Origin of the sequence: Noviherbaspirillum cavernae (assembly GCF_003590875.1) — a bacterium.
Classification (GTDB): Bacteria; Pseudomonadota; Gammaproteobacteria; order Burkholderiales; family Burkholderiaceae_D; genus Noviherbaspirillum; species Noviherbaspirillum cavernae.
The window spans coordinates 3,885,704-3,908,022 of the sequence record NZ_QYUN01000002.1 but is presented as its reverse complement, the minus strand read 5'-3'; the positions used below and the strand labels follow the sequence as shown (position 1 = coordinate 3,908,022).

The window sequence follows — 22,319 nt, the reverse complement described above, 5'->3', positions numbered from 1 at the left end:
CAATCAGAAAAACCGCTTGTCAAACAGCAATATTGCATTCGCAAAATTTCCAGCCTGCGAAGAATACAATGATTTAATGAAAATAATTTCGATGTTTTTAGCGTTTTTTACATCAAAAATCGCAACAATTCATTCCAGTTTTCACAATAATTACATCTTTGGACGGATGCAAGGCAATCGCACGCTTGGCCCTGGTTATGCCTTGGTCGCGCCGTGATAACGACGATCCCTTGCGCAAAAAATCCTGTTACACGCACAAGGAATCAGAACTCGGGACGGTAAATCTGTCCAAAGAGACATTCGCCGAATATCCCTGGTCAGCAATTCCGGCCTTTCACAGAATTGACGTGGCATCAATCCGCCGCCACGCGGCCTTGAAATGACGCGAAATTTTTGACAGCCATTGGCAGATGTTGAATGAAGATAGTCTTTTTTTATGAAAAAATCATGGCGAACTCGTTTTAAGCCTCAGGCAAACCTCCCGCCGTTGGCCGTCTTGCTGGAATCCGGCTCGCGATTCCATTTCGCACCGATGATTGCCGAATTGACATGGCGTGCCGAGCTTCGCCGCAACGGTGAAATATTCAAGTGATCAGCCGGCTCGGGAAAAGGGTTGAAGCGACTGGAGCCGCACGGTAACATACGCACTATTGGGAGCAATAAAGCGCGATTTCGCTGAAATTAGCGCAACAATCAAAGCTGCCTTCCTCTTGCAAACAGATCGAAATGAACACTCAAAACACAGCGGCCCCTGACGTTGCGCTGCAACGCGAAGTCGCGGAACTCATCGTGCAATCCCTGAACCTGGATGTCGCAGCCGGCGACATTGATCCGGCCGATCCGCTGTACGGCGACGGGCTGGGGCTGGATTCGATCGACATACTGGAAGTGGCGCTGGTCGTTTCCAAGCGTTACGGCTTGCAGTTGCGCGCGGACAGCGACGACAACCACCGCATTTTCAGTTCGCTGCGCAGCCTGACCGAATACATCAGCGCCCGGCGATCGGTCTGATGCCGCGCCTGGTCCGGTTCGGGCGATGGGCGGCAGTCATCGCCATGGCGCTGGGCTACGCCTTCCTGGCGCACTACACCAATACCGCCCGCACCGCAACGCTCGGCACGCTGGTCGCGCTGTCGCCATTTGTGCTGGCGGGGTTTTCGATGGCGTGGCACACGCGCCGGCGCGCGCTGATGCTGGCGTTGTTCGGCCTTGCGTGCGGCGCGTTGTACATGGCCTGGAATACGCTGACGCAACACTACAGCCGCATCTACTGGCTTGAGCATGCCGGCACGCAACTTGTGCTGTGCCTGTGGTTCGCGCGCACGCTGGCGGCGGGGCGGGAGCCGCTCTGCACGGTTTTCGCGAGAGTGGTGCATGGCGCGCTGCCACCCGAGATCGAGCGCTACACGCGGCAGGTGACGAAGGCCTGGGCCGCGTTCTTCGGCCTGATGTCGGCCAGCTCCACGGTGATTTTTCTTACCGCGCCGCTGGCCACCTGGTCGGCGTTTTCCAACTTCTGCACCGCGCCCCTGATCGGCCTGATGTTTGTCGCCGAGTACGCCGTGCGCCGCCGCCTGCACCCGCACATGGAACATGCGCATATACTCGACGCCGTGAAAGCCTTCTGGAATGTGCCGGCGCGTTGAGCGCGGCGGCACGACAAGTCAAAGCAAGACCTTCATCATGCCCACGTTTCCCCTGATTACCCACAAGCGCGCCGACAGCGTGATCGCGTGGCGCGACGGCGCGCCGATCACGGCGGCCCGCTTCCTGTCCGATGTCGCGCAATTGAGCCGCATGCTGCCGGCCGGCACGCACATGCTCAATGCCTGCGGCGACCGCTACCGCTTCACGGTCGGACTGGCCGCCGCCCTGGTGAGCGGCAAGGTCAGCCTGCTGCCATCGACGCAAACGTCGGAAATGATCCGGCAGTTGCAGCAGTTCGCGCCGGATGCATTCTGCCTCACTGACAATGCCGATTGCGCGATTGCGCTGCCGCAGATGCCGTTTCCGGCGCTGGCCGACGCCGCCGGCATTCAGCCATTCGTGGTGCCGCATATCGCCGACACGCAGCTGGCGGCCTATGTGTTTACCTCGGGCTCGACGGGCACGCCGATTCCGCACCGGAAGAGCTGGGGCGCGCTGGTGCGCAATGTGCAGGCCGAGGCGCAGCTGTGCGGCTGGAACGACGGCCGGCAGCACGCCATCATCGGCACCGTGCCGCCGCAGCACATGTACGGTTTCGAATCGACCGTGCTGGTCGTGATGCAAAGCGGCAATGCGATGGTCACGGGCCAATCCTTCTATCCCGCCGACATCTGCAGCATGATCGCGTCGGCGCCGCGTCCGCGCACGCTGGTGTCGACGCCGGTGCACATGCGCTCGGTGATCCATGCCGGACTCGATGTGCCGCCGACGGATCTGGTGGTGTCGGCCACCGCGCCGCTGTCGATCGCATTGGCGGAAGAACTCGAAGCGCGCTTTCACGCGCCGCTGCTGGAAATCTACGGCAGCACCGAAACCGGCCAGATCGCCGTGCGCAATTCGACCGCGACGCAGGAATGGACGCTGTTTCGCGACGTCTGCCTGACGCAGCAGGATGGCGTCACCTGGGCGTCGGGCGGGCACGTGGAAAAACCGGTGCCGATGAACGATGTGATCGAATCGGTGGCCGCCGACCGCTTCCTGCTGCATGGCCGCACCGCCGATCTGGTCAACATTGCCGGCAAGCGCAATTCGCTGGCCTATCTGAACCTGCAGTTGAACGCGATTCCCGGCGTGCGCGATGGCGCATTCTTCATGCCGGACGAGGTGGCGGCCGACGGCGTGACGCGCCTGACCGCGTTCGTGGTTGCACCCGGATTGACGGCGGCAGCGGTGCTGGCGGCCTTGCGCGAGCGGGTCGATTCGGTGTTCCTGCCGCGTCCGCTGGTATTCGTGGAGGCGTTGCCGCGCAATGCGACCGGAAAGCTGCCGCGCGAGGCCTTGAAGGAGCTGGCGCTGGCCAAAGGCGGGCACGCCGCATGACGGACCGCCAGACCGCGCCATTGACGATCGCGTCCGATCATCCGGCCTTCGCCGGCCACTTTCCCGGCAGTCCGATCGTGCCGGGCGTGGTACTGCTCGACGAAGCCCTGCATGTCATCGGTCAACGCATCGGCGCCGATCTTTCGGCGTGCCGCATCGGCAGCATGAAGTTCCTGAGCCCGGTGCGCCCCGGCGAGCCGGTGCGGGTGTGTTACGACGCGGCAGACAACGGCACGATCCGATTCGACATCCTGAGCGGCGAGCGCAAGGTCGCGAGCGGCTCCGTGCGCGCCGACGATGGTGCATAGACATGGCGGCGGCGCAGCACAACACGGCTGACTGGGCGAAACGCCCCGAGCGCAGCAACATGCTGATGCTGCGCATCATGACGTGGATTTCGCTGCGCCTCGGCCGGCGTGCCGGGCGCGCGGTGCTGCACCTGATCGCAAGCTACTTTCTGCTGTTTGCGCCGGCCAGCCGCGCCGCATCGCGCGACTATCTCGGCCGCGTGCTGCAAGGCCCGGTGCGCTGGCCTGACATCTACCGGCATTTCTTCTGCTTCGCCTCGACCATCCACGACCGCGTGTATCTGGTCAACCAGCGCTTCGACCTGTTCGACGTCGTCGTGCACGGCGAAGCGTCGCTGCTGGAAACAATGGAAAGCGGCAAGGGACTGTTCTTGATCGGCGCGCACATGGGCAGCTTCGAGGTGATGCGCGCGCTGGGGCGCCGGCATGCAGGCATGAAGGTGGCGATGGCGATGTACGAGGAGAATGCGCGCAAGGTCAACGACATGCTGGCCGCGATCAATCCCGCCGCGCGCCAGGACATCGTCCCGCTCGGCAGGATCGATTCGATGCTCAAGATCCGCGAATACCTGGACGCCGGCACGCTGGTCGGCATGCTGGCCGACCGCACTTTCGGCGACGACGCGACGCTGCCGGTGACGCTGCTGGGCGGCACCGCGCACCTGCCGCTCGGGCCGTTTCGCATGGCCGCGCTCCTGCGCCGCCCGGTGATCTTCATGGTCGGAATGTATCTTGGCGGCAATCGCTACGAAGTCCATTTCGAGCAGCTCGCCGATTTTTCACAGCTGGCGCGCGAAGAACGCCAGGCCGCGATCGAGCAGGCCATCACGCGCTATGCAGCTTTGCTGGAACATTGCTGCCGGCGCGCGCCGTACAACTGGTTCAACTTTTTCAACTTCTGGCAAGGCGAGTCCGCCGCCGGCAACAAGGATTGATCATGAATGCTGTATCACCCGGAACGATTTTCCGCCGCCTGCTGGCGCTGCTGCTGCCGTTGGTGCTGGCATGCGCCGCGCCGGCCATCGCAGCCGACTGGGATCTGGACCGTCTGATGCAGTCGCTGGCGAAGACGAAGGAGGGCCGCGCCACCTTCGTCGAGAAGAAATACCTGGCGCTGCTGGACCGTCCGGTGGAATCCTCGGGCGAGCTGCTGTACGTCGCGCCGGACCGGCTCGAAAAGCGTACCGTCAAGCCGAAGCCGGAATCGATGCTGGTCGAGGGCGATACGCTGAGCATCGAGCGCGGCCGCCAGAAGCATAGCGTGCAGATGCAGGAATACCCCGAACTGGCCGGCTTCATCGACAGCATACGCGGCACGCTGGCGGGCGACCGCAAGGCGCTGGAGCGTTCGTTCAGATTGAAGCTGGAAGGCCAGGCGGAACGCTGGACGCTGAACCTGTGGCCGACCAATGCGAAGCTCGCGACCAACATCCACCTGGTGCAGATCACCGGCAGCCGCGACAACGTGCGCAGCATCGAGATCATCCAGACCGACGGCGACCGTTCGGTGATGACGATAGAGAAGGTCGCATCGCGATGATGCGCCATCTGCTGCAGCGCCGCTGGGCGGCCTTCGCCCTCTGGCTCGCCGGTGTCGCGGTGTGCGCGCTCGTCATCACGCGCACCACCTTCACCGCCGATCTGTCCGCCTTCCTGCCGCAGACGCCGACCCCGGAACAGCAAGTCCTGCTCGACCAGCTGACCGACGGCGTCGTGTCGCGCCTGATCCTGGTCGGCATCGAGGGCGCGGATGCCGCGACGCACGCGGCCTTGTCGAAGCGCATGGCACAGCAGCTGCGCGGCGATCCGGCCTTCGTGACGGTCAACAACGGCGAGCCGGTCAACACTGAACGCGACCAGGCCTTCCTGTTCGGCAATCGCTATCTGCTCAGTCCCGCCGTCACGCCGGAGCGCTTCAGCGTCGCCGGTCTGCATGCCGCGTTGAACGACACCATCGAAATGCTGGCGTCGCCGGCGGGCATGATGATCAAGCCGCTGCTGCCGCGCGACCCCACCGGCGAGATCGTCGCCTTGTTCGAGCAGATGAATGCCGGCAACCGTCCCCGGATGAACCACGGCGCGTGGGCCTCGCGCGACGGCGCGCGCGCGCTGCTGCTGGCGCAGACGCGCGCGGCGGGCGCGGACACCGACGGCCAGCAGCAGGCAATGGCGCAGATGCAACGCGCCTTCGATGCCGCAGTAAAGCAGCATGGCGCTGCCGCCGCCAGCGCGAAACTGGCGATGACCGGGCCCGGCGTGTTTTCGGTGCAATCGCGCCAGACCATCGAACGCGAAGTGACGCGGCTGTCGATCATCAGCACGCTCATCATCGTCAGCCTGCTGCTGCTGGTGTACCGCTCCTTCACCGCGCTCGCGCTCGGACTGCTGCCGGTGGTGTCGGGCGCGCTGGTCGGCGTGGTCGCGGTCAGTCTCGGCTTCGGCCTCGTGCACGGCCTCACGCTCGGCTTCGGCACAACACTGATCGGCGAGGCGGTCGATTATTCGATCTACCTGTTCGTGCAGTCGCGCCAGGCCAATGCGGACAAGGCCGGCGCGGCGCGCGACTGGGTGACCGAATTCTGGCCGACCATCCGGCTCGGCGTGCTGACCTCGATCGTCGGCTTTGCCTCGCTGCTGCTGTCGAGCTTTCCCGGGCTGGCGCAACTCGGTCTGTACTCCATCGCGGGACTGGTGACGGCGGCGCTGGTGACGCGTTTCCTGTTGCCGTTGATGCTGCCGAAGGATTTCCGCATTCGCGACGTCTCGGCGCTCGGCAACCGGCTGGCGCAGGTGGCGCGGCGCGCGCCGCTGTTGCGCTGGCCGCTGGCATGCGTCGCACTGGCGGCATGCGTGGTCATCGTGCAGCATCGCGACACGCTGTGGAATGCGGAGCTGTCGTCGCTCAGTCCCGTGTCGCAGGCCGACCAGGCCGTCGATGCGCGCCTGCGCGCCGACATGGGCGCGCCGGACGTGCGCTACATGATCGTGGTATCCGGCACTGCGCGCGAAGCCGTGCTGCAATCGGCGGAAAGCGTTGCGCGGCAACTGCAGCCGCTGGTGGAGCAGGGCGTGCTGACCGGCTTCGAAAGCCCGAGCCGCTACCTGCCGAGCATCGCGACACAGCGCGCGCGACAGGCGAGCCTGCCGGCGGACGACATGGCGCAACGCCTCGCGCAGGCGGTCGATGGCTTGCCGGTGCGCGCCGCGGTGTTCCAGCCCTTCCTCGCGGATGTCGCCGCCGCCAAAGCGCGCGCGCCGCTGCAGCGCGCCGACCTCGACCACACCTCGCTGGCGCTGGCGGTGGATTCGCTGCTGTTTCAGCGCGGCGCACGCTGGAATGCGATGCTGCCGCTGTCCGCGCCGGCTTCCGGCTTCGCCATCGAAGCGGTGCATGCCATACGCACGGCGCTCGCCGCCGCCGGCCAGCCGAACGCCTTGTTCGTCGATCTGAAGGCGGAATCCGACCAGCTGTATTCCGGCTACCTGCAACAGGCGACGTGGTACTCGCTGGGCGGACTGTGCGGCATCGTCGTGCTGCTGTTGCTATCGCTGCGCTCGCCAACGCAGGTCGCGCGCGCGCTGCTGCCGCTGGCGGCGGCTGTCGTCACGGTGGTGGCGATCCTGGCGCTGAGCGGGCATCGCCTGACCATCCTGCACCTGATCGGCTTGCTGCTGATCGTCGCGGTCGGCTCCAACTATGCGCTGTTCTTCACCGGCAAGGGCGATGCCATCTCACCACAAACCCTGACCTCGCTGGTGTTCGCCAACCTGACCACGGTTTCCGGTTTCGGCCTGCTCGGATTTTCCAGCGTTCCGGTGCTGCAGGCGATCGGCACCACGGTCGGCCCCGGCGCGGTGCTGGCGCTGGTCTTTGCGGCCAGCTTCGCGCGGCGGCAATCGATCGCGGGGAAATAGTCATGCGCGTGCTGCACGACTTCGCCATCCCGGGACAGCGCGCGCGCACGCTCGCGATCCTGCTGCCGGGCGCGTTGCAGCCGCCGGAGGAATTCGTGCAGAACGGCTTCGTCGATGCGGTGCGCAGACGCAGACTGGCGCTCGATCTGGCGCTGGTCGATCCCGACCTGCAAACCATCGGTGCCGCGACCGATGGCAGCGCATTGCTGCGGCTGCATGATGAACTGCTGCTGGCGCAACGCGAGAATTACGATGCAATTTACGATGCAATCTGGCTGTGCGGCATTTCGATCGGCGGCTTCATGGCGATGGCGTATGCCGCGCGCTATCCGGGAAATGTCAGCGGCCTGTGCCTGCTTGCGCCCTATCTCGGCAATCGCATGGTGACCGGCGAGATCGCCGCTGCCGGCGGCATTGCGCAGTGGCGTGCCGACGTCATCGCGGATGACGATGCGGAACGCCAGGTTTGGCGCTGGCTGAAGTCGGGCGCACGGCCGCCGATGCATCTCGGCTACGGCCGCGAGGATCGTTTCGCGCCGGACCATCGCCTGATGGCCGCGACGCTCGATCCGCATTGCGTCGATTGCATCGGCGGCGCGCATGATTGGCCGACCTGGCTGGCGCTGTGGGAAAATTTCCTCGACCGCAACGCAATGCGCTTCGGTCAACGCTCACCCGACGCTGCCCAATGACACAGAACCCGCCCATCCGCTGGCGCATGCCCCTGCTGGTCCGCCTCACGCTCGCACTGCATGCGGCGATGCTGGCGGTGGTCATCGTCGCGCCGCAACTGTGGCCGTGGGTGCTGGCAGCGCTCGTGGCAAATCATGCGCTCATCACGGCAGTCGGTCTGTGGCCGCGCAGCACCTGGCTCGGTGCGAACTGGACCCGGCTGCCGGCCGCATCGGCCGCACGCGGCGAAATCGCGCTGACCATCGATGACGGCCCCAATCCCGAGGTCACACCGCAAGTGCTCGACATGCTCGACCGCTACGGCGTGAAGGCGACCTTCTTCTGCATCGGCGAACATGCGCTGCGCCACCCCGACTTGTGCCAGGCCATCGTCGCGCGCGGCCACGCGGTGGAAAACCACAGCCAGCATCATCGCCATCATTTCTCCGTGATGGGCATGGCAGGACTGACGCGCGAGATTGCCGAAGCGCAAGCCACCCTGAGCCGCATCACCGGTCACCGCCCCTTGTTCTTCCGTGCGCCGGCCGGCTTGCGCAATCCCTTTCTCGATCCGGTGCTGGCCAGGCTCGGGCTGCGCCTGGCGGCATGGACGCGGCGCGGCTATGACACGCGCACTGCCGATGCCGATGCGGTCAGCCGCCGCCTGCTGCCGGACGTGAAGGCCGGCGCGATTCTGCTGCTGCACGACGGCAATTGCGCCCGCACCGCCGCCGGCGTGCCGGTGATTCTCGCCGTGCTGCCGCGCCTGATCGAGGCCGCGCACGGCGCCGGACTGCATTTCGTCACGCTGCCTGCCGCTCTTCAATCCGCGAACCCAACCCATCCATGACGACACAATTCATCAAGAAGCTCATCGATACCGCCACCGCCCCCTATCGTTCCGCCGGCCGCTTCGCCTGGCATTTCGCGCGCGGCAAGCTGGGCGGCGATCCGGTATTCGCCGGCATGCTGGAGCACGGGCTGATTCCCGACAATGCGCGCATTCTCGACATCGGCTGCGGCCAGGGTTTGCTCGCCTCATGGCTGCTGACGGCGCAGGCGATGCACGACAAGGGACTGTGGCCGAGCGGCTGGCCGAAGGCGCCGAATCCGGCATCGATCCACGGCATCGAGCTGATGCCGCGCGATGTCGCGCGCGCGCAGCAGGCCCTGGGCAAGGCCGCGCGGTTCACTGTCGGCGACATGTGCAAGGCCGACTTCGGCCAGGTCGATGCGGTCGTGATCCTCGACGTGCTGCATTACGTCAGCATCGACGCGCAGAACGATGTGCTGCGCCGCGTGCGCGATGCCCTCTCGCCGGGCGGCACGCTGATCCTGCGCGTGGGCGATGCGAGCGGCGGCCTGCCGTTCTGGTGCAGCGTGTGGGTCGATCGCGTGGTGACCTTCGTGCGCGGCCATCGCAACGCCCGCATGTACTGCCGCCCGCTGACGGAGTGGCAAGCCGCGTTGCGCGCGCTCGGTTTTGACGTAAAAGCCATGCCGATGAACAAGGGCACTCCCTTCGCCAACATTTTGCTCGTTGCCAAACTTGGTGTTGAGGCAAGTAATCGGTTGGCAGCGTAGTTTGCTAAAATCGGCCGGCTCAGACAAACCTATCAACACGTTCCTGCAGTCCTGATTTGAAACCCCTCATCCTCTCGCATTTCACCGCCGCCAGCTGCATCGGCCACGGGCTTTCCGACACCCTGGAAGCCCTGCGCCAGCGCAAGAGCGGCCTGAAGCATTGCGATTTCGACACGGTCGAGCTCGACACCTGGATCGGCGAAGTCGCGGGCGTGGATGAGGTCGCGATCCGCGCCGACTTGCAGGCCCATGATTGCCGCAACAACCGCCTGTTGCAGCTCGCGCTGGAGCAGGATGGCTTCGCCGATGCGGTGCGCGCGGCGATTGCGAAATACGGCCGCCAGCGCGTCGGCGTATTTCTCGGCACCAGCACCTCGGGCATTCTGCAGACCGAACTGGCCTACCGGCGACGCGACAGCGCCACCGGCGAGCTGCCCGCCGACTTCATCTACGGCACCACGCACAACACCTTTTCCGCCGCCGATTTCGCTTGGCGCTACTTCGGCCTGAGCGGACCGGCGGTCGCGGTGTCGTCCGCCTGTTCGTCCAGCGCCAAGGTGTTCGGCTCGGCGCGCCGCATGATCGAGGCGGGTCTGATCGATGCAGCAGTCGTCGGCGGCATCGATTCGCTGTGCCTCACCACCCTGTACGGATTCAATTCGCTCGGCCTGACCTCGCCGCAGCCGTGCCGCCCCTACGATGCCGCGCGCGACGGCATTTCCATCGGCGAAGCGGCGGCGGTGATCCTGCTGGAATGCGCGCCGGGCAGCATGGACGCCGATGCGGTGCTGCTGCTCGGTGTCGGCGAGTCGAGCGACGCCTACCACATGTCCTCGCCGCATCCGGAAGGCCTGGGCGCGAAGATCGCCATGCAGCATGCGCTGGCGATGGCGAAGCTCGCGCCGGAGCAGATCGATTACATCAACCTGCACGGCACCGCCACGCCGAGCAACGATGCCTCGGAAGGCAAGGCCGTCGCCGATCTGTTCGGCACGGCGACGCCTTGCAGTTCCACCAAGGGCGCGACCGGGCACACGCTGGGCGCGGCGGGCGGTATCGAAGCCGTGTTTTGCGCGCTGGCCTTGCAGCATGGCTTGATGCCGGGCGGCGTCAACACCGCGCATCTCGATCCGGCATTGCCGCTCGATTATCTGCTGGACAATCGCGCGCAACCCATGCGTCACGTTCTCAGCAATTCCTTCGGCTTCGGCGGCACCAATTGCAGCCTCGTCCTCGGCCGCGCCGCCTGAATGCGAGGTCACGTGTCATTCCCGCGTTGCCCGGAATGACAGGGCATTGATGAATTCACCATGAACACACTCACCGCTTACATCGATGGCATCGGCCTCGTCGGCCCCGGATTCACCGACTGGCCGTCCAGCCATGCCGCGCTGACCGGACAAACCGCGTACGAATCGCGCAAGACCGTATTGCCGGCCCCGGCCTCCCTGCCACCGGCCGAGCGGCGGCGCTGCGGCCCCATCGTCAAGGCCTCGCTTGCGGTCGGCCATGAAGCAACCGCGGCCGCCGGGCTCGATCCCGCCGTGTTGCCGACCGTGTTTTCCGCCTCCGGCGGCGACGGCAGCAACTGCCATGAAATCTGCGAGATGCTGGCCTCCGACGATCGCCTGATCTCGCCGACGCGCTTTCACAATTCCGTGCACAACGCCGCCGCCGGCTACTGGAGCATCGCCACCGGCGCGATGGCAACCTCCTCGGTGCTGTGCGCGTTCGACGCCAGCTTCGGCGCGGGCCTGCTGGAAGCCGTGACGCAGACCGTGGTGGACAACACGCATACGCTATTGATCGCCTGCGACACCACCTATCCCGAACCCTTGCGCAAGACACGTCCGATTCCCGATGATTTCGGCGTCGGCCTCGCCCTTGCACCGCAACGCAGCGCAAGCTCGCTCGTCAAGATCAGCATTGCGCTGACTGCCGCGCCCGCCGATCGCCTGGACGACACGGCGCTGGAACAATTGCGCACCGCGATTCCCGCCGCGCGCAGCCTGCCGCTGCTGCGCGCCATCGCGCGACGCGAAACCGCGACGCTGGTGCTCGACTATCTCGGCGACACCCGTCTGCAGGTGGAAATCGCGCCATGCTGAACCGCGCCTGGATCGCCGCGCGCATTCCGCACCAGGGCAGCATGTGCCTGCTCGACCGGGTGGAGGAGTGGGACGCGCAACGTATCCGCTGCATCGCCGTGAGTCACCGCGCGACAGACAATCCGCTGCGCGCGCATGGCCGGCTGGCCGCCGCCTGCGGCATCGAATATGCAGCGCAGGCGATGGCCGTGCATGGCGCGCTGCTGGCACCCGACCAGGCGCAGCCGCGCATGGGCTTTCTGGCGAGCGTACGCGGCGCGACCTTGCATGTCGACAGACTGGACGACATCGCTGCCGACCTCGTTGTTGCGGTGGAACGCTTCAGCGGCGACGGCAACAACGTGTTGTATGACTTCACCGTCAGCGCCGAGGGGCGCATGCTGCTGGATGGACGCGCGGCGGTGATCATGAATGCCGATGCGCTGTAAGCCGCACCACCCATTTTCCGAACGGAACACGCCATGACCAATCCGACCATGAAACGCGCGCTCGTCACCGGCGGCAGCGGCGCAATCGGTGCCGCGATCTGCCGCAGCCTGGCCGCCGACGGCCACCATGTCTTCATCCACGCCAACAAGCGGCGGGAAGAAGCGCAGGCCGTCGCCGACGCGATCATCGCGCAGGGCGGCAGGGCGGACGTGCTGGTGTTCGATGTCACCGACGCCGATGCTGTTGCAGCCGTGTTGCAGCCGCTGATCGACAACGAGCCGATCCAGATCCTCGTCAACAACGCCGGCATCCACGACGATGCGGTATTTCCCGGCATGCGCGCCGAGCAATGGCACCGCGTGATCGACGTCTCGTTGAACGGTTTCTTCCACGTCACGCATACGCTGATGATGCCGATGATCCGCAGCCGCTGGGGTCGCATCATCAATGTGTCCTCGGTTGCGGCACTGACCGGCAATCGCGGTCAGGTGAATTATTCTGCGGCCAAGGGCGCGTTGAACTCGGCGACCAAATCGCTCGCGCAGGAAGTCGCGAGTCGCGGCATCACGGTCAATGCGGTGGCGCCGGGCATCATCGAGAGCGACATGAGCAAGGGTGCGTTCGATGCGCAGACGATTGCACAGATGGTGCCGATGAAGCGCGCCGGCAAGCCGGAGGAGGTGGCGGAACTGATCCGCTTTCTGGCGTCGCCGCAGGCGGCGTATATCACCGGGCAGATCATTTCGATCAATGGCGGACTGGTCTAGACAGCCGATCAGTCATTTCGCCTGCAAGACGGCGCCGGCTTTTCCCGCAACCGCCTGCTGAATGTCTTCCAGCCTGCGGCCGCGCGTATCGATGCCGCTTCGCATCAGCATGACGGCGGAAATTGCCATCGGCACCGCGATGACGGCGGCCGAAAGAGCAAGGTCGCCGAACAGCCCGACCACGCCGCCGGCCGCGCCGAGAATGCCGCCGAACTTGGAGCTGGCGGCGACCACGCCGGAGCCCGTGCCGCGCAGGTGCACCGGGTAGATTTCCGCGGCATACGGGATCAGCGTGGCGATCACGCCGCTGGAGCTGACCAGCAGCATGGCGGTGGCGATTACCATCGCGGTGACGGATTGCGCGCCGGCGAGGCTCATTGCGAGGAAGGCGAGCAGGCTGGCGGTGGTCAATGCGATGAACAGCACCAGCGTCTTGATGCTGCTCCAGCGGTGATAGAACCAGATCACGAGCGCGACGCCGGGCAGGGCGAGGAATGCCGACCGCGCCAGCAACGCGCTGGCGGCGCTGGCGTCCATGCCCATGCTGCCGAGATTGGATGGCAGCCACAGCAGGAAGCCGAAGTTCACGAGGCCCCAGCCCGTGCCGCACACCAGCAGGCCCCAGGTGATGCCGGCATAGGCGCCGCGCAGCAATTGCAGGATGCCGACCTTTTCGTTCTTCTCGTCCGCCGCTGCGGCAGGAGCCGTGCGGCTTGCCTCGCGGTCGATCACGCCGGCGAATTTCGCCAGCACCGCGCGTGCCTGGCTCTCCAGTCCGGCATTCGACAGGAAGCGCGGCGATTCGGGAATGTAGCGGTCGAGGAAGATGATCAGCGCACCGGTCGGCAGGCCCAGCAGCCACAGCACGCGCCAGCTGAACATCGGCTCCAGCACCGCCGCCGCGCCCGCCGCGACGAGGTAGCCGGCCGAGGTGCCGACGCCACCGAGTGCGACCAGCAGCCAGCCGCGATGCGCGGCGGGGATGGTTTCCGCCATCAGGGTGAAGGTGATCGGCAAGAGGCCGCCGGCGGACGCGCCCATCAGGAAGCACATCACCAGGTTCCACTCGAAGGACGGCATCGCGCCGCAGATGGCGGTGCCGATGAACATCAGCGCCGATAGCAGGATCGCGGCGCGGCGGCCGAAGGAATCGGCCAGACGCCCCCAGACGATGGAACCGACCGTGGTGCCGGTCAGCGCGACCAGCGGCAGCCAGCCGGCCATTTCCTTGCTGATTTCATATTCCTTGCGCACGCCGGGCATGACGAAGCCGAGCGTGGCGGGCTTCATCACATCGACGATCAGCGCGATCACCAGCACCAAAACCAGCTTCCAGTGCTCGCCGTTGAGCGGCACGCCGTCGGCGATGTGGAAGTGCAGGTTGTTGCCATGCAGGTTCTGCTGCATCTGATCGAGTCGCGGCATCAATCCGTAGGCCGCCAGCAGCACGCCGACCGGGATCACCACCATGCCGGCCAGCATCGCGGGGTCCATCGGCATGCCGACCATCTGGTAATCCATGTAGGACGCGTGGATGAACATCGGGATGTGCGCCAGCACGCCGGCCACGATGGCGGCGCAGCCGAGCCAGAAGGCGACCGGATGGTGGAAGGAGAGACCGTTGGATGTCATGGTTTTTCTTGTTGGAGGATGGTGTCGAGGAAGGGCAATTACGGTTTCAGCTTGCGCGCGAGCAGCAGCGGCAGGCGCGCGACGAAGCCGAGGAAGAGGCGGGTGTGCATCCACGTCAGGAGCGTGTTGTCGCGCAGGTAGTTGAAGTGCGAGACGCCGCCTTCTTCCGGTGTGAAGTAGCGTACCGGCGCGGCGAGGTTGAGCGGTTTGACGCCGCGCCAGCACAGTCGCACCACCGCTTCCGGGTCGAAGTCGAAGCGGCGCATCCAGCGCTGGCCGCGCATCACCTGGCGCAGCGGCGCGACCGGGTAGACGCGGAAACCGAACAGCGAGTCGCCGATGCCGGCCCACAGGGTTTCGAGGTTGGCCCACCAGTTCGATACCTGGCGGCCCTTCACGCGCAGCGCGGGTGCGCTGGCGTCGAACACCGGCATGCCGAGCACCATGCATTCCGGCTGCTTGATCGACTCCGCCATGAACTGCGGAATCAGGTCGGCCGGATGCTGGCCGTCGGAATCCATCGTCAGCGCATGCGTGTAACCCTTTGCCGCGGCCTGATCGAGGCCGTGCAGCACCGCCGCCCCCTTGCCCACATTCTGCGGCAGCACGATCACATGCAGCCCGGCGTCGTCGGCCGCCATCGCCTGCAGGCCCTGCGCGGTGCCGTCGGTGCTGCCGTCGACCACGACCCATACCGGGTTCCAGTACTGCCGCGCGTCGCGCACGGTGTCGTACACCTTGGGGCCGGGGTTGTAACTGGGGATCAGGACGAGATGGGTGGCGGACGGGGAAGGCATCAGACGTTTCGTGAAGAAGGAAAGGGCGCGGCCGGCAGCGCCTGCGCGAAATACTGTTCCAGCTCGGCCATGAAGGCGTCGCTGTCGGCGGGCGGGTCGAAGCGCTGGCCGAGGCGCACGCGATAGGTCAGCGGCAGGCGCGGCATCCTGTACACCGGCCAGCCCTTGGTCAGGAAGGGCGAATCGGTTTCGATGAACACGGTCTGCACCGGCACCCGGGCACGGCTGGCGATCACGCCGATGCTGCCCTTGAGCGGGCCGATCGGCGGCTGCACGGTGCGCGTGCCTTCCGGGAACAGCAGCAGGCGGCTGCCGCGCTGCACGTCCGCGATCGCCAGCATGATCATCGTGCGCAGCGAGCTGTTGCGGATGTAGCGCGCCAGGCGCGCGCCCGCGCCGAGGAAGATGTTGTTGATGACGTCGGCCTTCATGATGCAGGCCACGTCCGGCAGGCGCGACACGATCAGCACCGCGTCCCACAGCGAAGGGTGGTTGGGCGCGATGATCAGCGACTTCTCGTCGCGCAGCGCGTCGAGTTCCGTGAGGTCGAAGCGGAAGCGGCCGGATATCGCGAGGCAGCCGAGGAAGAAGCGAAAGCCCGCCATGATGACGAAGCGGCCCAGCGCGCGGCCCGCGTCGCGCGGCAGGAGCGGCTGCAGCACCACCGCGATCATGGTCCAGAGCAGGGACAGCACGCCGAACCAGAACACGCCGAAGTAGAACACCGCGTATTCATACATTGTCAACAAGATGCGCAAAACGGGTTTCATGGATTTCAATACGCGATTCTGTCACGGCGAACCGCAGTCAGCGGGACGACATGATATAGGAAGTAACGCAGGCGAATATTGCCAATGGCGCAACGCCAATGCCTGCGTCCGATCCCGCCGCAATCGTTTCGGGAACAGGACGCTGCAAGCTTCCGTCGCGCCAATCCGGCATCAACCCCGCAACCCGAATTCGAGCGGATGTCCCGCGCTCGCCTCGATTTCCATCAGCAGGTCGTCACGGCAGATATCGGCGCGCAGGAACATCAGGCGCGCCGCATCGCCCAGCGCAAGCCGCAATTCTTCATGAATCGCCGCCACGTCCTTCGCATGGCGCACATAGATCTTGTAGCAGAGATCGTCCAGCGTGAAGTGCGCCTGCGGCACGACGCGAGCGGCTTCGGCGAGCATCGCGCGGATGTTGGCGAGCGTCTCGCGCGTCTGCGCCGCGACGTCGCCCGCGTGCAGCGTGCGGTGGCCGACGATGCTGGCGGTGCCGGACAGGAACAGCACTTCGCTGCCGCCGATGCGCGCCACGCTGGCGCGCGAAAACGTCGGGCTGCGCGGGCCGTAGTTCTGCGGATAGTGGTAGGCGCTGACCTGGCGCGGATTCTCGATCGCTATCGGCGTCGCGCCACGTCCGGCGAGGAAGTAGATGGTGAGCGGGCCGGCCTCGAAGCCGACCGCGGAGGCTGCAGGCACGCTGCCCAGCACTTCGCGGCCCCGGCTCAGGAAACCGTCCTGCCGTCCCATGTTGAATTGGCGATAACGCTCGAGGCCGTGGCTGTCGCCGTTGATGTCGGCGATGTAATTCCAGAAACGCAGGATGTACGGGAACGCCAGCGCGTCGGTCAGCGCGAAGATCGCCTTGTAGGCCGACTCGGCGGCCTGCTGCAGCGGCGTCTTGCCGTCGGATGTCATCGCGAAGGCGGATTCGTCCAGCTGGATCGCGCCGAACAGGATGTCATCGTTGTGGCCGTAACGAACCCCGCCGCGCTCGCCATACGCGGGTCGGCCGCCGGCGGCCCACAGCTCGCAGGCAGCCGCCGAATGCGCAGAGGCGGCGTCCAGCGGCATCATCGGCACGTGCGCACACGGCGCGGCCGTTGTCGCCGGCTCGCCGGATGCGGATGAAAAACAGACAGCGCCGAGCACGCGGCCATCGTACGCTGCCGCCTGCTGCTGGTACGTTTCGAACGGCAGATACGCGCACTGCAATTGTGAATCTGTCAAATCGGTCAATTCGTCATCCCGGCAATATCATCAACACGGCGGATATTGTTCCTGCGGTTGCGCCACGCGGTGTACGTGCGCTTCCAGTTCAGCAGGGACACGCCGTAATAGACACCCTTGAACGCCAGCAGCGGCGCACCGATGCGGGTCTTGCCGAACACGTCGCCGGCCAGCACCGACAGCAGGGCTTCCTGCATGCGCCACAGGTTGCGAGGCCCCATGAACAGGTCGCGCATGGTCGGGTTCGTGACGCGGTAGATGAACCACGAAAACTGCTTCGGCCCGACGCGCATGCTGCGGTCGAAACGCTTGAGCGCGGCGGCGGCCTGCGCCGGCCGGGAGAGGCATTCGTCCACCGTGTCCGCGCCGACGAAGGCGCTGTTCATCGCCAGCATCACGCCCGACGAGAACACCGGGTCAATGAAGGTATAGGCATCGCCCAGCAGCAGATAGTTCGCGCCGTGGGTGCGGTCGCACACGTAGGAATAGTTGCCGGTCGCCTCGGTGTCGGACACGATCTGCGCGCCCTGCATGCGTTCCATCAACTTGGGACACAAGGCGATGGTGTCCATCAGGAATTCCGCCACAGGCTTCTTGCGCGTCTTCAGGTAATACGGCCAGGTCACCGCGCCGATGCTGGTCTTGCCGTTGGCCAATGGGATGAACCAGAACCAGCCATGCTCGAACCAGTAGATGCTGATGTTGCCTTCGTCCCGGCCCTCGTTGCGCGTCACGCCGTCGAAGTGGGCGTAGATCGCGGTGCTGTTGTGCTTCTCGTTGCGCACTTTTGCCTTGAAGCGGTTGCCGAGGAAGGTATCGCGGCCCGAGGCATCCAGCACGAAGCGCGCGCGCCACGATGCAGCCGTGCCGTCGTCATGCTGCGCCTCGATCACCGCGCCCTGGTCATCGGGCAGGAAGGCCACATCCTTGACGCGGCAGCCCTCGATCACGTGCGCCCCCTTGCGCGCGGCGTTGCGGATCAGGATTTCATCGAATTCCGCGCGCTGCACCTGGTAGGCGTAGGGCATCGACTTGTCGATGGCGTCGGCGAAGTGGAACACCTGCTTGTGGTCGTGCCAGGGCGAGACGAATTCCGCCGCCCATTTCTCCATGCCGATGGCGCGCACCTCGTCGGCCACGCCGAGCTTTTCCAGCAGCGGAAGATTGGCTGGCAGCAAGGATTCGCCGATATGGAAACGCGGATGACGCGCCTTTTCCAGCAGCGTGACGCGATAGCCCTTTTGCGCCAGCAAGGCCGCCGCCGTCGAACCGGCCGGACCGCCGCCGATCACAAGGACATCGCATTCGCTGACTTCCGGGGCTGCTGCATTCGCTTTCATGGGCTAACTCTGCGGTATTTGAGTGGAACAGGACTTTATCATCAATCTTTTGCCCTGTAGATATCCATACGACAACCCTCCGCGATGTGAAAAATTGCCGTAATCGCCATAACTGGTTTAGGCTGTCTGCCCGAATCGAGCCTTCAATCGGGCCTTCAATCGAACCTCGCCTGCCGACCACCACAACCGGAATCCATGATGCCCGCTCCAGATCAGACGCAAGACCACGTCGTCCACGCACCGCACGCGCCGCTGACCGATTACTACCGCGACGAAGACGACCGCAAGGGTTGGGTGCGCCACATGTTCGACAGCACGGCGGCGGATTACAACCGCATCGAGGCCATCCTCGGGCTCGGCAGCGGCTCGTGGTATCGCCGCCAGGCACTGCTGCGGGCGGGCTTGCAGCGCGGCATGCGCGCACTCGATGTGGGCGTCGGCACCGGCCTCGTGGCGCGCCAGGCGGCCGCGATTCTCGGCGATCCGACTGCGGTGACCGGAGTCGATCCCAGCCCCGGCATGCTGCAAAACGCGCGGGTGCCGGACGGCGTCGTGCTGGTCGAAGGCAGCGCGGAACGGATTCCGTTTCCGGACAACAGCTTCGACTTTCTCAGCATGGGCTACGCGCTGCGCCACATCAGCGATCTTGCCGTCGCCTTCAGGGAGTTCCATCGCGTGCTGAAGCCGGGCGGGCGGCTGTGCATTCTGGAGATCACCTGTCCGGAGAAGCCGTTGCAGAAGACGCTGCTGAAGGCCTACCTGCGCGGCGTGGTGCCGACGCTGGCGAAACTGGCTTCGCGCAATGGCGAGACTTCGGTGCTGTGGCGCTACTACTGGGATTCGATCGAGGCGTGCGCGCCGCCGGCGAGCGTGATGCGCACGCTGGAGGATGCGGGCTTCGCGCAGGTGGAGCGTTACGTCGAGCTGGGCGTGTTTTCGGAGTATCGCGGCGGCAAGCAGGCTTGAATCGCAGGGATGCAGAAAAGGCGCGGCGGAACGCTCCGCCGCGCCTTTTCATTTGCTCGCCATCACCTCACTTGTACAGCACTTCCGGCAGCCACAGACCGATGGCCGGGAACATGTACAGCAGCACCAGCGCGACAACCTGAATCGCCATGAAGGGCAGCATGCCGAGGAAGATCTGGTTCAGCGTCACGTGCGGCGGCGATACGCCTTTCAGGTAGAACGCGGCCATCGCGACCGGCGGCGACAGGAAGGCGGTTTGCAGATTGAGCGCGACCAGCAGGCCGAAGAACAGCGGATCGACGTTGAAATGCGCGAGCAGGGGCACGAAGATGGGCATGAAGATCACAATGATCTCGGTCCACTCCAGCGGCCAGCCGAGCAGGAAGATGATGATCTGCGCGAGGATCATGAACTGCAGCGGCGTCAGGTCCATCGAGATCACCCATGCATTGATGACCTCCTGTCCGCCGAGCAGCGCGAACGCGGCCGAGAAGATGCTCGAACCGACGAACAGCCAGCACACCATCGCGCTGGTTTTCGCGGTCAGATAGACCGATTCCCTGAGCACGCTGTAATTGAGCCGGCGATAGGCCGCCGCCAGCAGCAGGCCGCCGAGCGAGCCCATCGCCGCCGCCTCGCTCGGCGTGGCGAGGCCGAACACGATGGTGCCGAGCACGGCGACGATCAGGAGCGCGAGCGGGAAGAACGAGCCCAGCAGCATCTTGAAGATTTCCAGGCGCGCGAACGTGAAGAATGCATAGAACGCCAGCAGCGCGGCGAGCAGGATGCCGAACGCGATCCAGTAGCCCGAGGGCGCGGGTTCGCTCGGGCCCGCCTCCTGCGCGGCGGCGGACGCGTCCGGAGCCGTCCGCTCCATCGGCCTGTTGTCGAGCGCGGGCGCGGGTGCAGGCGTGACCACTGCGGGGCCGCCATTTTCGGCGGCCGGCTCGGTCAGGCCGCTCTCGGCCGGCGGTTCGGCAAGGCCGCCCTTGTCGTCGTCCGCGCCGCCCTGCTCCTGCGCATCCACGCCCATCTCGACCACGCCGGCCTCGATCACGGCTGGCGGTGCGGTCACGACGCGGTAGAGCGCGCCCATCACCAGCACGAATGCCAGCGCCGGCAGCAGTCCGACAAACAGCTGCGACAGCAGCACGCGCATCGGAACGGCCGCATTGCGCCGGCCCTTCATCGCGCCGAGCAGACCGGAAATCACATTGTTGCGGCCGCCCGCGACGATCGCCTGCGAGGTCGGCGGCAGCGTCACCTTGCGGTCCTCGGCGGACAGCGGCGGCGCATAGTCGGGCCGCAGCTTCGCCACCACAACCACGTAGCCGACATACAGCGCGGTCAGCATGATGCCGGGGAAGAACGCGCCGGCGTACAGCTTGACGACCGACACGCCGGCAGTCGCGCCGTACACGATCAGCAGCACCGACGGCGGAATCAGGATGCCGAGGCAGCCGCCGGCGGTGATCGCGCCGGCCGACAGCCGGATGTTGTAGCCGGCCTTGAGCATCGCGGGGAACGCGAGCAGTCCCATCAGCGTGACCACCGCGCCGACGATGCCGGTGGCGGTGGCGAAGATCGCGCAGGTGACGATGGTCGCCACCGCGAGCGATCCGGGGACACGCGCCATCGCCAGATGCAGGCTCTTGAAGAGGCGGTCGATCAGGTTGGCTCGCTCGACCAGGTAGCCCATGAAGACGAACAGCGGAATCGATATCAGCACGTCGTTCGACATCACCGAGTAGGTTCGCTGCACCATCAGGTCGAGCGTCTGCCGCACCGCAAGGTCCGGGCTCTGGCTGCGGTAGGCCAGCCATGTGAAGAGCACGCCCATCCCCATCAGCGTGAAGGCGGTCGGAAAGCCAAGCATGATCGCGACCACGATCAATGCCAGCATGAGGAGGCCCAGGTGGCCGTTCGTCATCTCCGACGGCGGCGGCATCAGGAAGAACACGCCGAACACGACCAGCGCCATGATCGAGAGGCCGAACCAGACTTCCTTTCTCATTTCTTCTCCCTTTGTTGCGCAGCGGCGGCGCGGTCCGCTGCGGCAATGTCGCTGTCGGTCACGTCCACCATTTCCTTGAGCTTCTCGACGTCCACTTCCTCCACGTCCTCCTGGCGCGAGGGCCAGAATCCCTGCTTCAGGCAGACGATGCAGCGCACGATCTCGACGATGCCCTGCGCCAGCAGCAGCGCGCCGGCGATCGGGATGATGATCTTGTACGGATAGATCGGCGGACCTTCGGCGGTGATGTTGGAATGCTCGTTGATGGCCCACGACTCCGCCGCGTAGTGGTAGCCGGCCAGCACCAGCGCCACCACGCCCGGAATGAAGAACAGGATGTACAGCGCGAGGTCGAGCCCGGCCTGCAGGCGCGGCGGGAAGAATCCGTACAGCACATCGCCGCGCACATGGCCGTTCTGGGCGAGGGTGTAGGCGCCGGCCATCATGAACAGCGTGCCGTACAGCATGATCATGGCGTCGAAGGCCCACGGATGCGGCGTGTCGAGCGCATAGCGCGAGAACACTTCCCACGACACGAGCAGTGTCAGCGCGAGGATCAGCCACGAGAAGATGTGGCCGACCAGCGTGCTCACCTTGTCAATGAAAAGCAGCAGCTTCTGCATCGTTCCTTCCCTTCGCCATGACGCGTGACAGCGGGCATGCAGGCCCGCGACATTGGTTGAAGCAGCGGCACGCGCAAGTGGACGCGCCGCCTGCGTGCGGCGCATCTCGCCTCACGCAGGCGCGCATTTCCCTTGCT

At 65.4% G+C, this 22,319-nt stretch carries 21 protein-coding genes and 1 pseudogene; 15 read left to right on the top strand and 7 right to left on the bottom strand.

The window, feature by feature from the left end; all coding sequences use genetic code 11:
* The first annotated feature begins 16 nt into the window (after positions 1-16).
* The 14 genes and pseudogenes from D3870_RS22160 (at position 17) to fabG (ending at position 12,810) form a co-directional block, all read left to right on the top strand.
* Positions 17-217, top strand: coding sequence for a hypothetical protein (locus D3870_RS22160; RefSeq protein WP_147375830.1), 201 nt, complete (start codon positions 17-19; stop codon positions 215-217).
* 509 nt (positions 218-726) lie between these two features.
* Positions 727-1,011, top strand: coding sequence for a phosphopantetheine-binding protein (locus tag D3870_RS18450; protein ID WP_119741434.1), 285 nt, complete (start codon positions 727-729; stop codon positions 1,009-1,011).
* Positions 1,011-1,646 (top strand): COG4648 family protein, encoded by a 636-nt coding sequence (locus D3870_RS18445; protein WP_119741432.1) that lies wholly within the window; start codon positions 1,011-1,013, stop codon positions 1,644-1,646. The genes D3870_RS18450 and D3870_RS18445 overlap by 1 nt, the downstream gene beginning before the upstream one ends.
* 37 nt (positions 1,647-1,683) lie before the next feature.
* Positions 1,684-3,335: pseudogene (locus D3870_RS18440) on the top strand (AMP-binding protein).
* Between the two features lie 2 nt (positions 3,336-3,337).
* On the top strand, positions 3,338-4,270 hold the full coding sequence (locus D3870_RS18430; protein ID WP_119741428.1) for an LpxL/LpxP family acyltransferase: 933 nt from the start codon (positions 3,338-3,340) through the stop codon (positions 4,268-4,270).
* A gap of 2 nt (positions 4,271-4,272) precedes the next feature.
* Positions 4,273-4,875, top strand: a complete 603-nt coding sequence (locus D3870_RS18425) for a LolA-related protein (protein WP_119741426.1) — start codon at positions 4,273-4,275, stop codon at positions 4,873-4,875.
* Complete coding sequence (locus D3870_RS18420; protein WP_119741425.1) at positions 4,872-7,250, top strand: MMPL family transporter; 2,379 nt, start codon at positions 4,872-4,874, stop codon at positions 7,248-7,250. The genes D3870_RS18425 and D3870_RS18420 overlap by 4 nt, the downstream gene beginning before the upstream one ends.
* A 2-nt stretch (positions 7,251-7,252) precedes the next feature.
* The gene (locus D3870_RS18415) at positions 7,253-7,942 is read left to right on the top strand and encodes a serine aminopeptidase domain-containing protein (protein ID WP_119741423.1); all 690 of its coding nucleotides are present in this window, start codon (positions 7,253-7,255) and stop codon (positions 7,940-7,942) included.
* On the top strand, positions 7,939-8,772 hold the full coding sequence (locus D3870_RS18410; protein ID WP_119741421.1) for a polysaccharide deacetylase family protein: 834 nt from the start codon (positions 7,939-7,941) through the stop codon (positions 8,770-8,772). The genes D3870_RS18415 and D3870_RS18410 overlap by 4 nt, the downstream gene beginning before the upstream one ends.
* Positions 8,769-9,506 carry a class I SAM-dependent methyltransferase gene (locus tag D3870_RS18405; protein WP_119741419.1) on the top strand — a complete coding sequence of 246 codons (738 nt, stop codon included), beginning with the start codon at positions 8,769-8,771 and terminating at the stop codon, positions 9,504-9,506. The genes D3870_RS18410 and D3870_RS18405 overlap by 4 nt, the downstream gene beginning before the upstream one ends.
* A 56-nt stretch (positions 9,507-9,562) precedes the next feature.
* Positions 9,563-10,756, top strand: a complete 1,194-nt coding sequence (locus D3870_RS18400; protein ID WP_119741417.1) for a beta-ketoacyl-[acyl-carrier-protein] synthase family protein — start codon at positions 9,563-9,565, stop codon at positions 10,754-10,756.
* Positions 10,757-10,816: 60 nt separating this feature from the next.
* A complete protein-coding gene (locus D3870_RS18395) occupies positions 10,817-11,614 on the top strand; it encodes a beta-ketoacyl synthase chain length factor (RefSeq protein ID WP_119741415.1) in 798 nt (265 codons plus the stop codon).
* Positions 11,608-12,042, top strand: coding sequence for a hotdog family protein (locus D3870_RS18390; RefSeq protein ID WP_119741413.1), 435 nt, complete (start codon positions 11,608-11,610; stop codon positions 12,040-12,042). Before D3870_RS18395 ends, D3870_RS18390 begins: the two co-directional genes overlap by 7 nt.
* Before the next feature lie 33 nt (positions 12,043-12,075).
* Entirely contained in the window at positions 12,076-12,810 is a 735-nt protein-coding gene (gene fabG, locus D3870_RS18385; RefSeq protein WP_242490028.1) for a 3-oxoacyl-ACP reductase FabG, read from the top strand.
* A gap of 12 nt (positions 12,811-12,822) precedes the next feature.
* Here fabG and D3870_RS18380 read toward each other — a convergent pair whose 3' ends face one another.
* The 5 genes from D3870_RS18380 to D3870_RS18360 all read right to left on the bottom strand — a co-directional run bounded on the left by D3870_RS18380 (position 12,823) and on the right by D3870_RS18360 (position 18,579).
* Positions 12,823-14,442, bottom strand: a complete 1,620-nt coding sequence (locus D3870_RS18380; RefSeq protein ID WP_119741411.1) for an MFS transporter — start codon at positions 14,440-14,442, stop codon at positions 12,823-12,825.
* Between the two features lie 38 nt (positions 14,443-14,480).
* A complete protein-coding gene (locus D3870_RS18375; RefSeq protein WP_119741410.1) occupies positions 14,481-15,239 on the bottom strand; it encodes a glycosyltransferase family 2 protein in 759 nt (252 codons plus the stop codon).
* A complete protein-coding gene (locus tag D3870_RS18370) occupies positions 15,239-16,009 on the bottom strand; it encodes a lysophospholipid acyltransferase family protein (RefSeq protein ID WP_119741408.1) in 771 nt (256 codons plus the stop codon). Before D3870_RS18370 ends, D3870_RS18375 begins: the two co-directional genes overlap by 1 nt.
* A gap of 171 nt (positions 16,010-16,180) precedes the next feature.
* Positions 16,181-17,248 (bottom strand): chorismate transformation FkbO/Hyg5 family protein, encoded by a 1,068-nt coding sequence (locus D3870_RS18365; protein WP_242490027.1) that lies wholly within the window; start codon positions 17,246-17,248, stop codon positions 16,181-16,183.
* Positions 17,245-18,579: an NAD(P)/FAD-dependent oxidoreductase gene (locus tag D3870_RS18360; RefSeq protein WP_119741406.1), complete on the bottom strand. Its 1,335-nt coding sequence runs from the start codon at positions 18,577-18,579 to the stop codon at positions 17,245-17,247. Before D3870_RS18360 ends, D3870_RS18365 begins: the two co-directional genes overlap by 4 nt.
* Positions 18,580-18,777: 198 nt before the next feature.
* Between D3870_RS18360 and D3870_RS18355 the strand changes: the two genes are divergently transcribed.
* Positions 18,778-19,545 (top strand): class I SAM-dependent methyltransferase, encoded by a 768-nt coding sequence (locus D3870_RS18355; RefSeq protein WP_340638452.1) that lies wholly within the window; start codon positions 18,778-18,780, stop codon positions 19,543-19,545.
* A gap of 67 nt (positions 19,546-19,612) precedes the next feature.
* Here the strand turns inward: D3870_RS18355 and D3870_RS18350 are convergent, their stop codons facing one another.
* Both D3870_RS18350 and D3870_RS18345 read right to left on the bottom strand, forming a co-directional pair.
* Positions 19,613-21,559 carry a TRAP transporter large permease gene (locus tag D3870_RS18350; protein WP_119741402.1) on the bottom strand — a complete coding sequence of 649 codons (1,947 nt, stop codon included), beginning with the start codon at positions 21,557-21,559 and terminating at the stop codon, positions 19,613-19,615.
* Positions 21,556-22,182 carry a TRAP transporter small permease subunit gene (locus D3870_RS18345; protein ID WP_119741400.1) on the bottom strand — a complete coding sequence of 209 codons (627 nt, stop codon included), beginning with the start codon at positions 22,180-22,182 and terminating at the stop codon, positions 21,556-21,558. The genes D3870_RS18350 and D3870_RS18345 overlap by 4 nt, the downstream gene beginning before the upstream one ends.
* Positions 22,183-22,319: the final 137 nt, after the last annotated feature.

Excerpts from the sequence above, each read along its gene's own strand:
- D3870_RS18360 (WP_119741406.1), bottom strand. The coding sequence starts at position 18,579 with ATGAAAGCGAATGCAGCAGCCCCGGAAGTCAGCGAATGCGATGTCCTT.
- D3870_RS18405 (WP_119741419.1), top strand. The coding sequence starts at position 8,769 with ATGACGACACAATTCATCAAGAAGCTCATCGATACCGCCACCGCCCCC.
- D3870_RS18380 (WP_119741411.1), bottom strand. The coding sequence starts at position 14,442 with ATGACATCCAACGGTCTCTCCTTCCACCATCCGGTCGCCTTCTGGCTC.
- D3870_RS18350 (WP_119741402.1), bottom strand. The coding sequence starts at position 21,559 with ATGAGAAAGGAAGTCTGGTTCGGCCTCTCGATCATGGCGCTGGTCGTG.
- D3870_RS18420 (WP_119741425.1), top strand. The coding sequence starts at position 4,872 with ATGATGCGCCATCTGCTGCAGCGCCGCTGGGCGGCCTTCGCCCTCTGG.
- D3870_RS18430 (WP_119741428.1), top strand. The coding sequence starts at position 3,338 with ATGGCGGCGGCGCAGCACAACACGGCTGACTGGGCGAAACGCCCCGAG.
- D3870_RS18375 (WP_119741410.1), bottom strand. The coding sequence starts at position 15,239 with ATGCCTTCCCCGTCCGCCACCCATCTCGTCCTGATCCCCAGTTACAAC.
- D3870_RS18445 (WP_119741432.1), top strand. The coding sequence starts at position 1,011 with ATGCCGCGCCTGGTCCGGTTCGGGCGATGGGCGGCAGTCATCGCCATG.
- fabG (WP_242490028.1), top strand. The coding sequence starts at position 12,076 with ATGACCAATCCGACCATGAAACGCGCGCTCGTCACCGGCGGCAGCGGC.
- D3870_RS18390 (WP_119741413.1), top strand. The coding sequence starts at position 11,608 with ATGCTGAACCGCGCCTGGATCGCCGCGCGCATTCCGCACCAGGGCAGC.
- D3870_RS18415 (WP_119741423.1), top strand. The coding sequence starts at position 7,253 with ATGCGCGTGCTGCACGACTTCGCCATCCCGGGACAGCGCGCGCGCACG.
- D3870_RS18345 (WP_119741400.1), bottom strand. The coding sequence starts at position 22,182 with ATGCAGAAGCTGCTGCTTTTCATTGACAAGGTGAGCACGCTGGTCGGC.
- D3870_RS18410 (WP_119741421.1), top strand. The coding sequence starts at position 7,939 with ATGACACAGAACCCGCCCATCCGCTGGCGCATGCCCCTGCTGGTCCGC.
- D3870_RS18395 (WP_119741415.1), top strand. The coding sequence starts at position 10,817 with ATGAACACACTCACCGCTTACATCGATGGCATCGGCCTCGTCGGCCCC.
- D3870_RS18450 (WP_119741434.1), top strand. The coding sequence starts at position 727 with ATGAACACTCAAAACACAGCGGCCCCTGACGTTGCGCTGCAACGCGAA.
- D3870_RS18355 (WP_340638452.1), top strand. The coding sequence starts at position 18,778 with ATGCCCGCTCCAGATCAGACGCAAGACCACGTCGTCCACGCACCGCAC.
- D3870_RS18370 (WP_119741408.1), bottom strand. The coding sequence starts at position 16,009 with ATGAAACCCGTTTTGCGCATCTTGTTGACAATGTATGAATACGCGGTG.
- D3870_RS18425 (WP_119741426.1), top strand. The coding sequence starts at position 4,273 with ATGAATGCTGTATCACCCGGAACGATTTTCCGCCGCCTGCTGGCGCTG.